Source organism: Lactiplantibacillus pingfangensis (genome assembly GCF_005404945.1).
Lineage (GTDB): Bacteria > Bacillota > Bacilli > Lactobacillales > Lactobacillaceae > Lactiplantibacillus > Lactiplantibacillus pingfangensis.
On the sequence record NZ_BJDG01000009.1, the window covers coordinates 53,957 to 68,822 of the forward strand.

At 44.3% G+C, this 14,866-nt stretch carries 13 protein-coding genes; 3 read left to right on the plus strand and 10 right to left on the minus strand.

Annotated elements, in window-relative coordinates; translation table 11 throughout:
- Positions 1-38: 38 nt before the first annotated feature.
- Both FFM74_RS05770 and FFM74_RS05775 read right to left on the minus strand, forming a co-directional pair.
- Positions 39-719 carry a DUF6198 family protein gene (locus FFM74_RS05770; protein WP_464411784.1) on the minus strand — a complete coding sequence of 227 codons (681 nt, stop codon included), beginning with the start codon at positions 717-719 and terminating at the stop codon, positions 39-41.
- 109 nt (positions 720-828) lie between these two features.
- On the minus strand, positions 829-1,641 hold the full coding sequence (locus FFM74_RS05775) for an HAD family hydrolase (protein WP_137625687.1): 813 nt from the start codon (positions 1,639-1,641) through the stop codon (positions 829-831).
- Between the two features lie 207 nt (positions 1,642-1,848).
- Between FFM74_RS05775 and FFM74_RS05780 the strand changes: the two genes are divergently transcribed.
- Positions 1,849-3,543, plus strand: a complete 1,695-nt coding sequence (locus FFM74_RS05780; protein ID WP_137625688.1) for an oleate hydratase — start codon at positions 1,849-1,851, stop codon at positions 3,541-3,543.
- A gap of 80 nt (positions 3,544-3,623) precedes the next feature.
- On the opposite strand, the gene FFM74_RS05785 is transcribed toward FFM74_RS05780, so the two are convergent.
- Positions 3,624-4,499, minus strand: coding sequence for a hypothetical protein (locus FFM74_RS05785; RefSeq protein WP_137625689.1), 876 nt, complete (start codon positions 4,497-4,499; stop codon positions 3,624-3,626).
- 299 nt (positions 4,500-4,798) lie between these two features.
- On the opposite strand from FFM74_RS05785, the gene FFM74_RS05790 reads away from it, so the two are divergent.
- Complete coding sequence (locus FFM74_RS05790) at positions 4,799-6,316, plus strand: hypothetical protein (protein WP_137625690.1); 1,518 nt, start codon at positions 4,799-4,801, stop codon at positions 6,314-6,316.
- A gap of 177 nt (positions 6,317-6,493) precedes the next feature.
- Here FFM74_RS05790 and FFM74_RS05795 read toward each other — a convergent pair whose 3' ends face one another.
- The 7 genes from FFM74_RS05795 to FFM74_RS05825 form a co-directional block, all read right to left on the minus strand.
- Positions 6,494-6,817 (minus strand): PTS sugar transporter subunit IIB, encoded by a 324-nt coding sequence (locus tag FFM74_RS05795; RefSeq protein WP_137625691.1) that lies wholly within the window; start codon positions 6,815-6,817, stop codon positions 6,494-6,496.
- A gap of 169 nt (positions 6,818-6,986) precedes the next feature.
- The gene (locus FFM74_RS05800; protein WP_137625692.1) at positions 6,987-8,456 is read right to left on the minus strand and encodes a PTS sugar transporter subunit IIC; all 1,470 of its coding nucleotides are present in this window, start codon (positions 8,454-8,456) and stop codon (positions 6,987-6,989) included.
- Positions 8,456-9,838: a glycoside hydrolase family 1 protein gene (locus tag FFM74_RS05805; protein ID WP_137625693.1), complete on the minus strand. Its 1,383-nt coding sequence runs from the start codon at positions 9,836-9,838 to the stop codon at positions 8,456-8,458. The genes FFM74_RS05800 and FFM74_RS05805 overlap by 1 nt, the downstream gene beginning before the upstream one ends.
- Positions 9,839-10,091: 253 nt before the next feature.
- Positions 10,092-10,928: an energy-coupling factor transporter transmembrane component T family protein gene (locus FFM74_RS05810; protein WP_137625694.1), complete on the minus strand. Its 837-nt coding sequence runs from the start codon at positions 10,926-10,928 to the stop codon at positions 10,092-10,094.
- A complete protein-coding gene (locus tag FFM74_RS05815; RefSeq protein ID WP_137625695.1) occupies positions 10,928-12,628 on the minus strand; it encodes an ABC transporter ATP-binding protein in 1,701 nt (566 codons plus the stop codon). The genes FFM74_RS05810 and FFM74_RS05815 overlap by 1 nt, the downstream gene beginning before the upstream one ends.
- A 4-nt stretch (positions 12,629-12,632) precedes the next feature.
- Positions 12,633-13,193 (minus strand): ECF-type riboflavin transporter substrate-binding protein, encoded by a 561-nt coding sequence (locus tag FFM74_RS05820; RefSeq protein ID WP_137625696.1) that lies wholly within the window; start codon positions 13,191-13,193, stop codon positions 12,633-12,635.
- A gap of 399 nt (positions 13,194-13,592) precedes the next feature.
- The gene (locus tag FFM74_RS05825) at positions 13,593-13,862 is read right to left on the minus strand and encodes a hypothetical protein (RefSeq protein ID WP_137625697.1); all 270 of its coding nucleotides are present in this window, start codon (positions 13,860-13,862) and stop codon (positions 13,593-13,595) included.
- Between the two features lie 215 nt (positions 13,863-14,077).
- Here FFM74_RS05825 and FFM74_RS05830 point away from each other — a divergent pair, with 215 nt between their 5' ends.
- Entirely contained in the window at positions 14,078-14,794 is a 717-nt protein-coding gene (locus tag FFM74_RS05830; protein WP_137625698.1) for a GntR family transcriptional regulator, read from the plus strand.
- Positions 14,795-14,866: the final 72 nt, after the last annotated feature.

A 14,866-nucleotide genomic window follows, 5' to 3' on the forward strand; every position in this document is an offset into this window, starting at 1 on the left:
GGTCAAAAAAACGAGTTCGGATTTTCCGGACTCGTTTTTTAATCTCGTTTAACTTTAAAATTGTGCACTAATTTTGGGAAAACTAGGCGATCAGCGGTAGCAATCAGCACCCCATTCATTAAGAATGAGTAGAAAGTCCCAATATTGACGGCAGCCACGCGGTGCGTGATGGTGAACGTGACTAGCATGATCACAATTGGCGGAATGAAGTCAATTAACTGTGAAGCGGTCGCGTTACCTTTTAGATACATAAATCGTAAAATATTGGTCGTGTCATCATTCGGATGCATAAAAATATTGGCACGCTGGTAAATTGAAATCGCGACACAGAAAGTTGAGACGCCTAAGAGTGAAATTAACAGCCGCACAAACCACGGTAAGCTTGGCAGACCAATGGTTGTAAACGCGATTGTAAACAAATCGACAAAGTAGCTAAAACATAAGACGAAAATGATTTCACCGATAAAACGTTTAATATCCAAGCGCCGGATGAGAAATTGATTCGTAATGGTGTTAGCTAAGCCAATCAAAAAGAGCAACACCCCGACATCTAGGCCGAATGCTTCGTGCATATTGACGGCCGATGCGGTCCAAATCCCACTACCAACATTTGAGGTGATGCATAAAGCATTCCCACAAGCGTTTAACACTAAACTAAAAATTAACGCGGCAATCCGAGCAGTGAGCGAATTGCCGGTCTTAGCTGAGTCATGGTTCAAAAAGTGCCTCCTAGATGATGACGCAATAAATTTCTTAATAAGTGGTAATGATTTTTAAAGTACTGACAAACTAACTTAATTATCAGTCAACTGACGAGCTTTTTGCCGTCTAATCCGTTAAATTAAAGAAGTCCCGTAAGTAAACGGCAACGCCATCTTGTGTATTGGGCAACGTAATCGCATGCGCCGCTTCCTTTAACACATCATCGGCATTACCCATCGCGACGCTGTATTTGGCGACTTTGAACATACCCAAGTCGTTTAGGCCGTCACCAAAAACAATCGTGTGATCGCGATCAATGCCGGTTGCGTTTTGGATGGCGGTGATGGCAGTGGCCTTATCAATACCATGCGGGATAATTTCTAAATTATTGTCGTTCGAACTTGCTAAGTTTAAGTTGGTTTGTCGTGCTAAGGCGATGCGAACCAAGTTTAAATCAGCCGGTTGACCGTATGCAATCGCGTTAGTCACATGCCCAGCCAAGTTAGGTAACATTTCGGGTCCAATTAGCGGGAGCGAATGTAAGTCTGCCATGTTGAACACGTTGGCTTTGGCAGCATATTTGGCATAAGGCACCTCATCGCCGGTATAATATAAGCGATTCGTTTCAAAGAAAAAGATCTTACAATTATAACCAAGTGCAATCTCGTAGCTTTTATCGAGTTGCTCCGCGGTGAGATAGGTGGTGACGAGTTCGTTATTTTGTTCAAAGGTGGCACCATTGGCTGCAATCACTTTAACGGGCCCACCAACTTGGTTGGCAGCTTCACGCGCAAGTGGTAACATGCGGCCGCTGGCAATATAAAATTGATGACCGAGTGTCATAACCTGATGCAGGGTCTGTTTGGTCAAGTCCGTCAGTTGGGTATGGTTGATCATTAAGGTGCCATCAACATCGGAAAAAATTAAATAAGTTGTCATTGGTTTCACTCCTAGCAACGTCAATTATACTAGACCTAGCTGCTGGTAACCCGTTTTATTATTAAATTTATGAGTAGGCCAAAGTCTGATCTAACGGCAATGCTATGAAAATTCTGAAAAATTTTCAGTTCAAACTAGACAATTGGTATCCAAGTTGTATAATGAACCTGTAAGCGTTAACAAAAACCGAATTTGGGGGCGTTATTTATGGTTAAAAGTAAAGCAATTATGATTGGTTCTGGGCTATCAAACATGGCTTCAGCGGTTTATTTAATTCAAGATGGTCACTGGGATGGTAAAGATATTACCTTCTATGGTGTTGATATGCACGGTGCCAATGATGGTGGGATTACCACTGATTTTACCAATGAATATTGGAACAAGAATCATCCAATGGAAAACACGACCGGGTATGTGGCTCGTGGTGGCCGGATGTTAAACTACCGGACTTATGTGGACTTAATGGATGTGTTGGACCGGATTCCATCAGTGACGGAACCAGGAATGACGGCAGCCGAAGATACTCGGGACTTCGATTCGAAGCACCGGACCTTTGACAAAGCCCGCTTATTACAAGGTGGTAAAGGGATTCTTAATGCCAGCAAGATGGGCTTTAACAATAAAGACCGCGAATTACTGACGAAGTTAATCTTGATGCCAGACAATGAAGAAGAAAAGCTCGACAACGTTTCAATCGCCGACTACTTCAAAGAAGATCCACACATGTTCCAGACAAATTTCTGGTACATGTGGGAAACGACTTTCGCGTTCAGAACACAAAGCTCTGCACAAGAATTACGTCGTTACATGCATCAAATGATTTATGAATTCACACAAATTGAACATTTGGTTGGGGTTAACCGGACCCGTTACAACCAATTTGAAAGTATGATCGAACCATTGATCAAGTACTTACAAGGCCAAAATGTCACTTTCATCGACAACAAGATTGTGGAAGACTGGAAGTTTAAAGACACGGCGATGCAAGACGAAATCACTGTAACTGGTTTGAAAGTTAAAGATGTTGATTCCGGTGAAGTTGAAGATGTTGAAGTTGACGATGACACTGCCGTTATCTTCACCAATGGTTCAATTACCGACTCTGCAACCATGGGTGATTACAACACACCAGCGCCAGAAAACATGGAATATGGGATTTCTGCCGCCCTTTGGAAGAAAGCAACTGAACGCTTCTATAACTTAGGGACGCCAGACAAATTCTTCAATGACCGGAGTGCTAGTGAATGGGTCAGCTTCACGTTAACGACTAAGGACCATCTGTTCTTAAACGAAATCGTGCGGATTACGACTCAGGAACCTGGGAACGCGTTGAACTCCTTCTTATCAACGACGCCAATCACGCCATTGAATCAAAAGGATATTAACATGTCGATCGTGGTTCATCATCAACCACACTTTACCACCCAAAATCCTAATGAAACCGTCCTTTGGGGCTACTTCCTCTATCCACGGCGTCAAGGTGAGTTCGTTCACAAGCCATACATTAAGATGACTGGTAAGGAAATGGCACAAGAATTAATTGGTCAACTCTCCAAGGTTGATCCTGGTCCTGGCAACATCAAGGATAAGGAAAAGGAAATCATGGACAGCATCATCAATAATATTCCAGTTTACATGCCATATGCTTCAGCATTATTCAACAACCGTGCCAAGACTGACCGGCCAGAAGTATTGCCAAAGCATTCAACTAACTTAGCCTTCACTGGTGAATTTGCAGAACAACCTTATCAAATGATCTTCACGGAACAAAGTGCGGTTCGTTCTGGTGAAATTGCTGCTTATCACTTTGCTGGGGTTCCAATGGAGAACTTGGTCAAGACACCACGTTACGACAAGGATCCTAAGACCTTGATGAAAGCTACTAAGAAGTTATTTGATTAAAATTTAAGTTAAAAAAAGCGATCTCGTTGTCAAAAACGAGGTCGTTTTTTCTTATGCCGATCATGAGTTAAATCAATCGTTTATTTAGCCGTTTTGAGATTGGCGGTGCTAGTCCAACCCGTGCCGGTTAACAAAACGTATTCGTGCGCGGTCGCTTTAGCGCTAGTTTTGGCGTAGAAGGCTTTGGTTGCCCGATAAGCTGTCCCAGTTTTTAGCGTCCCAGCCTTTGTTAGACTGACAGTTGGCCGGTCTGCGGCGAAGGCTGCGCGGTAATAAGGGGTTGTCTTAGTTGGTGTATAGGCTTTCTTGGCTGGAGTTGTGCGTTTGGTGAGTAACAACCAAGTTGCTTTAGTTGGCACGATTTTTTCGGTAGTCTTTTTAGCGGTGTGTTTAGTCTTGGCGCTGTCTTTTTTGGTAACCTTTTTAGGCGTTACTTTCTGGCTGACCTTTTTTGCGGTCGCTTGCTTGGGCGTAGCCTTGACGGTGACTTTTTGCGGTGTTGTCTTTTTGACAGATTCCTTGGTGGCAACAGTGGCTTTAGGCGCAAGGTAAGCACCTTTGGTCAGGCTAGCCGCTTTGACCCAGCCGACGAGCGTGCCATGACTAGTTTTAAGCAAGACATACGTGGTTGATTTGGCGTCTTTTTTACCGGTTGAGAGGTCAACCGTCTTAGTGGTACTGTAAGTCGTTTTAGTTGCGACAGTTTTAGTTGTTGGCGTTAAGGTTGCGACTGATTTATCTGCGGCAAAAGCAATCTGATACACTGGGACGCCAGTTCTTGCAGCGTGATAGGTCGTTTTAGCGACGGTCGTGGCGGCCACTAAGGTCTCAGTAGTTGACGGAGCGGTCTTAGTTGTGGCGGCGTTTGCCAGCAAAGTCGCGGCAGGCGCTAATGGCGTCACGGCAATGGGTAAAGCTAAAGCAACGGTTGCGAGTAATGTTTTGATTTTTTTCATATCTAGAATCCCCCTTAACTAACACTTTCATTGATACAGGGATAGTCTAGTACCTTAATTATATTTTTACAATATTGTGACATGTAATTGTTTTGAAATATTACGTTAGCGTAGTTATTATAATTAACAGGCTTATCGCGACTTTTGAAGTTGTCATTTCGAGAAAAGTGTGAAGGCTTAAAATTCCCACTGATTACAGCATTAGACTGGCTATAAAACTATTTTTGAGTGGTCTTAATTAGAACTGGCGCGTGAGTATGCTATGCTAGAAAGAGTTTTTTGAAAGGGGGGGCGTATGTATGTCCACGATGACAACTTTAATTACACCGGCGGAAAATCGGTTCTTCCGGTTAAGTGAACAAGCCCGCCGTGCAACTTCGCTCCAACAAATTAGTGGGTTATTACGCGAACACGTTACGGTTAAAGCTGACAGTCCATTTTTGAGAGACACCGTTCGTAATCTCATTGTGCACGATCATGCTGCCTGGTTAACTGCCTGCAGTCATGAATGGCAATTATTAGCGAGTTTACCTTACGTGGTTAATCCCAATGATAATCGGCAGCAGTGGCAGCATTGTGAGCTCTGTCATAAGCCAGTACGCTATGAATATCACGTTCAAAATAAGCATGATCAACGTGAATTGATTGTTGGTTCTGAATGCGTTAAAAAGTTCATGAATGCCGAGACACGTTATTTGATGGTAATCACCACGGAAGATAACTTTTATGCCGTCGCCCAATATCAGACGTTGACGGCACAAGTGCCGTCAGTGCCAACGATCATGTTCAAACAGCCCTGGCTGCCACAATTACCGGCAACGCATCAAGCCCAAGCGCGGGCTGTCCGTCGCGAAACGAGTCAAACGGTCACAACTTACTTAAAGCGACGCAGCAAAACGTTACCACTGAAAGCTTTGAAACCAACGTTAAAAAGCTATACCGATTTAGTACAGCTTGAGACTGAGACGATTGCCGCACAACAATTGGCTCAGCAACAAAAGGACGCTAGTGTGCAACAACAAGCGCGCGTAACCGCCGAAAAAGTCGCGGCGGCGGATGAACAAGACTTGCGCCAAAGTCAGGCCTATCGCCAGTATTTGCGCCAATTAGCGGGGATTCTGGTCAGGCGACCAACGCGTTCAGTTGCAAAACAGTTATTTGACGGCTTAAAAACGCTCAAGTTAAAACGACCATTAGTGAATTCGTATCAGTTTGGGCTGATGGTGACGGAATATACGCAGACTGGACAAGTTCAAGTGCGACGATTGGCGATGTTAGATCGGCAGTTTGTCACTGATTTAAATCAAGTGACCCAACAGCTCGACCAGCGGCAAACGACTCGTTTTTATGATGATGTCTATAATATCTGCTGGGGCTGGGAGTATCACCGTGAGACCGATCAACTGGCCGATTGGCAGCGGTTGTTAGGGACGCGATGGGCGACCAAATTATCACTGAAATGGTTCCAACAAGCGGCGCAATTGACCACGGTTGCTGAGATTCGAGGCTGGTTGGGATCACAGCCCGAATCACCGCTAACGCGGCAGTTGAACCAGCGCTTGGCGGCACAGCCACAATTAACTGGCATTGCCCGAACTCAGCTCAAACGTTCCGAGTTACGTGAATTTTGTCGGCGCGAATTAACCGCCAGTGAGGATCTCACGGCCTTTGTGCAACGTTTCCAGACGACTTATCAGCTCTCGGAATCAAAGCAAGCACAGACGGCTGAAACCTTGGCTTATTACTATATTGCCAAACATAGTGTGGGGGATCATCAGGCTGCATTGGCACAACTAAAGATGCTGCTGACCGATTAGTCGTAGCTTGAATGGTACCCGGCCAGTTGTTTAGTTAACATCGCACACAAAAAAAATGATGCTAGCACATGTGTGTGCTGGCATCATTTTAAAATTATCGTAATAATCGAGCCAACGGTAGGGTCGGCCTGACAGCTCATCGAAAATTAACCCAACGATTGTTTCACGTGAAACAGGCTATTTTTCCAATAATTGCTTAGCTGTATTCAAGACATTGACGCCATTCATGGTGCCATAATCGTGCATATTAATGACGGCCATCGGAATCCCAGCTTCATCAGCTATGACTTGTGCTTTATCGGCGATATAACGAATTTGTGGGCCGAGAAGCAAGACATCGGGACAAGCTTCCCCAGTCAGTCGATCATGAATCTCGGCAGCCCCGGTCGCGAAGATTTGATAATCCTCATTGTTAGCTTTAGCCGCTGCTTTCATTTTGGTCACTAGCAGGGAAGTGGACATGCCACCGGCACACGCCAGCATAATTATTTTTTTAGTCATCGCAAAAACCTCTCATTTCGCTTATTCGATAAGTAACGGTAGCATAGTTTCCGCGAAATAGAAAGCCGGAACAATTAGATGAGACAGAAAAGCCGCCCAACAACTGTGATCGTTGTCGGACGGCTTTTTAGAAGTTATTTGTTATCAAGTATTCAGTATTACCGAAATATTATTTAGCAGCTTCGGCATTACCAGCAGCTTCAGCAACTTCTTTGTCATGTTCTTGTTTCGTCAAGACAGCATCGTACTTCTTAGCAAATGGGAAGTAGATTCCGACTGACATTAACAAGGTAATGGTTTGCCAGATGGCCATCTTCCAACCACCGATTAAGAAACCGGAGATAATGGCTGGAGTTGTCCATGGCGCGGCGAATCCGTTCAGCGGTGGCACAATTCCGAAGCGGATGACCAAGTAAGTTGATGCCGCGACGATAACTGGTGTCAAGAAGAATGGAATTGCCAAGAATGGGTTCATAACGATTGGTAACCCAAACAGGAATGGTTCGTTAATGTTGAATAAAGCTGGAACTAATTCAATTTTACCAATGGTCTTAAATTGAACAGAGTGGGCTGCGACTAAAGTAAAGACAACCAACCCTAAGGTAATCCCGGAACCAGTTAAGTTAATAAAGTTATTGTAGAATTCGTTAGTAACGACATGGGCGCCTTGCCCGATAGTCAATTTACCAGCTTTATATAAAGCGGCGTTATCAAAGGTGTTAGGAATTAAAATCCCACTTGTAATACCACCCATGATTAAGCCACCATGAACCCCAAAGAACCAGAAGAATGGGACTAAGAAGGCGATGATGATGGCGCCACCAAATGAATCAGATAAGCCTTGAAGTGGTGTTTGTAGTAATTTATAAATTAATTGCAAAACATCAGTATTACCAAAGGCACTGAAGGCCGCGTAGATTAACAGTGAGACAATCAAGATAACGCCAGCAGGAATCATGGCTGTAAATTGGTTTGCAACACTTGATGGTACTTGTTCAGGTAAGGTAATCTTCCAACCTTTACGAATCATTGCGGAGTAAGCCCAACCAACTAAAATCCCACAAATGATGGCGGCAATCATCCCTTGGCCACCAAGCCAAGTAATGTTAATGACGCCAGTAACTGGGGCAGTCAAGAAACCTTGTAAAGCGTGTGGCAATTTGTCGATGTTCGCTTGAACCGCGGCACCAGACATCACTGTGCTACCAGCGGCATTCGTAATCCCAGTACCAGCTTTACCCATTGCGGCAACTAATGGGTTAGCGATGTTTAAGGATTGGAGAATTAAGAATGCGGCCATAGAAGTTAAGCCAGCAGGCAATGCTTCATAGCCTTCATTACGAACATAAACATAAGCAATCCCGATAGAAGCCCAAAGTGCCATAATCCCGAAAGTTGCGGTATAGGCTTGGTTAAAGAACGCTGACCAGCCAGAAGCTTTCATCGCGGCTGCGACGGCAGGAATTGGCACGTTCGATAAGATTAAGAAAACTGATCCAATAATGATAAATGGTAAGGCATAAACCATCCCATCTTGTAACGCTTTAACCGGTTTGGTGTTAACGAACTTCATGACCGGTGGCAAAATTTTGTTGTTAATGAAATTACTAAATGCGCTATTACTTTGCGTATCATCCATTACAATTCATCTCCATTTTTTTCTAGTAGTGCTTGTAACCAATAGAAGGACTTTTTAGGCACGCGCTTCATGTCTTTCAAATCGTGGTTACTGCGGTTGACATAAACGACCCCGTAACGTTTTTCAATGTCGGCATGTGAGCTTGGAATGTCAATTAATCCCCAGCCAAGGTAACCTAAAACCTTAGCACCGTCGATAAACATGGCATCCTTCATTGCTTTGATATGTTCGGCATGATACTTAATCCGTAGATCATCTTCAATCATATGTTGGCCGTCCCAATGTTCACTGATCCCAACGCCATTTTCGATTGGGAAAACGGGAACTTGGTAACGATTGTACAAGTCAGTGATTAAAGTTCGAAACCCTAATGGATCAATGGTCCAATCCCATTCATTACTGTCTAGGAAACGATTAGCTTCCATGGCGTAATTTAAATAGCGGTTGGGCGCTGTCCCTGCTGGAATCTTATCGGCATTGATCGTCGTTGTTCGATAATAGCTAAATGAAATAAAGTCAGCGTGCATCTTGGCGAGAATTTCGTTATCGCCAGGTTGTAAGTCGTAGTCAATATCATGATTCTTGATATATGTTAGGACTTCGTGGTCATAGTGACCGTAGACGAACGCTTCGTTCAAATTTTGATTAGAAAATTGATCAAGTTGGCGAGCAGCAAAGACATCATTAGGTTTAGCGGTTGCCGGATAAACCGGTGTATCCGCTAACATTCCACCGAATTGCACATCATCATAATGGTCGTGAACATACGCATCTAATTGTGCATGTGCGAGCATCGTGTGATGAAAAATCGTATACATATCGTTGAGGGAACGATCACCCTTGGTATAGCCAGAAATGTTAAACACTTCATCACTGAAGTAAAGATTGTGTTCGTTGAACGTAATCCAATATTTGACACGATCAGCGAAGTGGTCGATGACCTTCTCACCAAAGCGGACAAAGGCGTCAACAGTGTGGCGCGACATGAATCCGTTTTCTTTTTGTGCCAAAGCTAATGGCATATCAAAGTGATACAAACAGATCATTGGGGTAATCCCGCGTTTGAGCATGGCGTCGATAAGGCGGTCATAGAAAGCCAAGCCGGCCTCATTGAAGGCACCGTCACCATCGGGAACCACGCGTGACCAAGAAACTTGAATCCGATACATCGTCATGTGCATTGATTTCATTAAATCCAAATCCTCATCATAACGATGATACTCATCAATGGCATCGTGCCAATCCGAAGTTTTGTCGGTCGCTGGACGGACATCATAAACGGATAACCCTTTACCATCAACATTCCAAGCACCCTCGGTTTGCATACTTGAAACTGAGTTACCCCAAAAGAAATCTTTGGGCATTTTACGTAGAACTGACATAGTCTCCTCCAATCTGAAATCTAACAGGAAGCGCTTTCCTTAACATTGGATAGTATAGACTGAATTGGTATTAAAAACAATCCTTTTATTGATATTTGTATAGTCTTTTATAAACAAAGTTATATGTAATCGCTTTCAATGCTAATTAATTAGTATTCTATCAGCATAAAAATTTTTAAGACTCGTCAAAAAAGCGTGCCGACGATTGGGGTCGACACGCGAGCTAGTGAGTTTAGCTGTAGTGGTGTAGGACTTATTTGAACGGATTCCAGAACCGGCCACCGTTTACATGAAAGAGGGCAATGCCGATAACGATGAGCACTGCGACAACCAATAACGTGAGGTAATCAGCTGCTTTAAATTTTTGAGCCATATACCAACTGCGGTGTTTACCTTTACCGAAGCGGCGCAATTCCATGGCCTGACTGATGATTTCAATGCGATCCAAACTCGAAAAAATCAATGGCAATAAAATCTGAATCCCGCCACGTACCCGGGTCATAAATTTGGCCTTCTTAGAAATTTCAAAGCCCCGCGCTTGTTGCGCTAGACTGATTGTGCGGTAATCGCTTTGAACATCTGGAATATAACGTAGCGCAATCGCGACCGAGTAACTGACCCGATAGGAGAGCCCGATTTTATTCAAACTGGCGGCAAATTCACTTGGATTAGTCGTCATCAGAAAGATTAACGCCAAGGGAACCGCAAACGTATATTTCAATAGCAAGTTGAACTCGTAAAATAATTGTTCAGTCGTCAAATTAAAATAATGCTGGTTACTGCCGAGAAGTAAATGCTCGGTACCGTAAATTGAGACGCCGTAATGGGGGGCGAAGACGTAGACCATGACGAGGTTCAAAACGGAAAAGCCGACAATGACACTGACCACAAACGAAATTTCACGATAGCGAATTTTTGAAAAGTGAAAAATGACTAAGGAAAACAACATGATGCCGATTAAATAGCGCGTGTCATAAGTCATCATCCCAATAATGGATAGGCCAATAAAGCTGAGTAGTTTAGTACTGCCACTCAAGCGATTTAAGAAAGTTTTGCGATCGGCATAGCCAATTAAAAGTTGATGTTGCATTAGCGTGCCTCCCGTTCGGCTTGGACAAATTTAGCGACGAATTCGGTGGGGTTGAGTTGGTTTTGCTCAGCTAGTGTGTAAAGGCTCGTCTTCGCTAAGGAGGCCTGTTCAATGATGGCGTCGTTAGTTAAGACGTTAGCAGGCGCATCGTCCATGAGCACGTTGCCGTTACCAAGCACGATCGTTCGGTCCGTATATTCGAGCATAAGATGCATATCGTGGGTGATCAACATGATGGTCATCCCTTGTTCACGATTAATTTTAGTTAAAAAGGTCATCATTTCGGTGTAGTGCTGTAAATCTTGGCCGGCAGTTGGTTCATCAAGAATCAACATCGCTGGTTCAAGCACTAAGATGGCTGCGATGGTAACCCGTTTCTTTTGACCGAAACTTAGGGCTGAAATTGGCCAGTGTCGGAACTCGTAAAGGCCACAGACTTTTAAGGTGGCTAGCACCCGCTTTTCAATTGTCGCGGGTTCGAGGCCACGTAAAACTAAGCCCGCCGCGACCTCGTCAAAAATTAACGTTTTTGAGAGCATCTGGTTAGGGTCTTGTAAAATGTACCCAATATGATCAGCCCGTTCTTTGACTGATAGCGCTGCTAAATTCTGACCATCAAAGCTTAATTGGCCAGCCTGGGGCGTTAAGAATCCTGTAATTAAATTACTGAGCGTTGATTTACCGGTCCCATTTTGACCGACCAGACTAATCATTTCACCGCGATGCAATGTTAGTGACAGGTCGTCGATAATTCGGTGTTTTGGCTCATAACCAAAGCACAAATGCGTGAGCGTTAATAGTGGTTCCGTGTGCACAATCGGTGCCTTGAGTGTGATGTCAGCGCTCCACGCCTGCAGCTTTTCCGTTAAATTAGGAACGGTTAAACGGGAGAGCTGATCCAAGTGGTCGCAATTATCCAAGTCAATCCCAGCATGCAATAAGGCCGATAAATAGAGCGGTTCACGCAGCCCTAATTGGGCCATGAGTGATTGACGTAAGATTGGTTCCGGTTGGTCATTGGCAACGATGCGACCTTCTTGCATGACGACTAAGCGGTCGATCGGTTGTTGGAGTACGTCTTCAATCCGATGCTCAATAATAATGACCGTCAAATCTTCACTGTGCGTTAATTGATCAATTAACGCCATTGAGGCCTTGCCAGACGCGGGGTCTAAACTCGCTAAAGGTTCATCAAAGAGTAAAATCTTACTATTATCAATGAGGACGCCAGCCATGGCGACACGTTGTTTCTGACCACCAGATAACTCTTGTGGCCGATGGGTCAGCAAGTCTTGTAACTCGAGGGTCTGAGCCCATTTAGCGGTATCAGTGCGCATGGTAGCCTGATCTTGCTGGTCGTTTTCTAATGAGAAGGCCATGTCTTCTACGACGGTCAGGCCAACGAATTGACTGTCAGGATCTTGTAAAACGGTCCCAACTTGCATGGATAGGTCAAAAATAGTGCTCGTCTTGATAGCTTGACCATTGATCAACACTTGACCGCTCATTTTTCCGGGATAGGATTGTGGAATCAGCCCGTTTAAACAACGACCTAGGGTGGATTTACCTGAACCAGAAGGGCCCGCGATTAGGACCTTTTCACCTGGATAAATATCCAAGTTCAAGTGTCGTAAGGTGGGCTCAGTCTGACTATCATATTGAAATGAAAAATCTTTAAAACTAATGATTGGTGCTGTCATCATATTAACGTTCCTTTGTTAGACTCCCGTGTTGGGTACGTGTTCGTGCATATAAGACGAGTAAGATGGTCCCAATAACGGCGACTGAGATTGAATCTACCAACCAAGTTGTGACCCCTTGGACGTAAACTTTGCTAGCCGGTTCATGATAAATAATGATATCACCAGTTGGCGCTAACAGCACCCAGCCGACGAAGTTAACGATGATTTGATAAATATTGAACCAAATCAGCTTCCCTTTACCAAGGACGCCACTGTCAATTTTGAGCCGATTCTTCGCTAAACCAAAGGCAACGCCAATCAACCCGTCGACAATGACCCAAGTCCACCAAGGAGACCCATAAGTGACGAAGTCATTGAGCGCATGACCGATAAAGACGGCGAGCCCAGCGGCGACTGGGCCGAAAATGGCTCCTAGTAACGCTAAAAAGCCGATGGCGACATTAACTTGTGTATTTGGAATCCCAGTTGGAATGGCGACGAATTTCATGAGGACAAAAATAACTGCGGCGCCGATCCCGGTTGCTACGACGGTACGAATGGAATTAGATTGCTTATTTTGCATCATTCAGACACTCCCTAAAATAAACAATATAGTAATAAAGACGAGCAACAAGTTAGTTCAGCAAACGAAAGCCAACAAAAAACGCGTCCAAAAGCAATTGCTTGCAAGGACGCGTTAGCGCGGTACCACCTAGTGTTTTCCGATGACTCGGACTTCTCATGATGGTAACGGATCGCTCCGGCCAGGTTATTGCACCTAGCAGCTTCTTCAAGACCATCTTCAGCGGGGGTTGCCATCGCTTGCACCAAATACGACTCTCTTGGGACAACCGCACGCTTACTCATCTTGTCACAGCTTTTTCTCATCTGAATTTAACTTATCATAGCATACGCCAATCTGCGCAGACACGCAAGTAAATCCGAACGAATAAAACGGTTACAGTTAAATTGACCGGATTAATTATTTTTTATGGACTTTATGAGCCATATAATAGGCGCCCCATTCGGCTAATTGCCCTTTTGAAATCGCCTTGGCGTAACCTTGCTCTAATAATTCTTCGAAAACTGGCAAAAATTGTGCCGTTGTTTCTTTGGCCAGAATTTTAGCTTCTTCTTGATTAGTGGTCTTCGAAAAATCCACGTCGATTTCTGGTTTGAAACCGGCGAGTGCCTTAATGGCCGCTGAATAGATGACAGCGTCTTGATCGAGTTTTAATGTATGGACTTCCATTGTTAGTCACCTCATAATTATTGTTGTATGCCTGCTGGTTGGCAGTCGTGTCGTTAGTTGTTATTATAGCGATTTATCAGTAGTGACGGTTAATTAAGGCTTCGCTAAAACAAAAATGAGTTTTTGGATAAAAAGTATATATAACTGTTTCCTTTTGGGTATGAAATGGGGTAAACTATTTGACAAGAAGTTAACAAAGAAAGAATGTGACTAATTTGGCTTATAAGTATGAAGCAATCGCTGACAGCTTACGTCAGGACATTAAAACTGGTAAATATGCGCCGGGGGAATTGATGCCTGACCAGAACAAAATGGCAGCGACGTTTGATACAACCCGGATTACGATTCACAAAGCCATTCAATTGTTAATTATTGAAGGGATGGTTTACTCGAAACGGGGTGCGGGGACTTTTGTGCGGAAAGACTTCGGTTTGACCGACACACGGCAAGAAACGCAAGTTGATCGCCCATTGGGAACGACGCGAACGAACCAGGGGAAAAAGGTTACGAGTAAGGTATTGGAGCTGGAAGCACGCCTCCCAACTCAACGTGAAGCGGAACAACTCATGATCGACGCCATGGACCCCGTCTACGTGATTCGGCGGACGCGTTACGTTGAAGGGCAAGTGTGGGCCTACGAACATACGATTATGCCCACGAGCATTGTGACTTTAACGAAGCAAGTGCTGGAAGGGTCCATTTATGGTTATCTCGAAAAAGAACGCGGCATGTCGATTGCGGGCACGCACCGGTTAATCTCGGCCGCTAAAGCTACTGATGAAGACGTTGAGGCCATGGATGCTAAGCTTGGCGATCCAGTTTTAGTGATCAATCAGGTGAGCTATACCGACGACGGTCAACCATTCGAAGTTTCCGAATCACACTTTCCTTATGCTAGCAGTACGGTGGTCGCAGATATTCAAGTCCACTAAGCGGTTTAAAGACTCATTGCTGGGTCTTTTTTTGTGCTTGTAAACTGTGTAACTTCGGTAATTGAGCGGTTT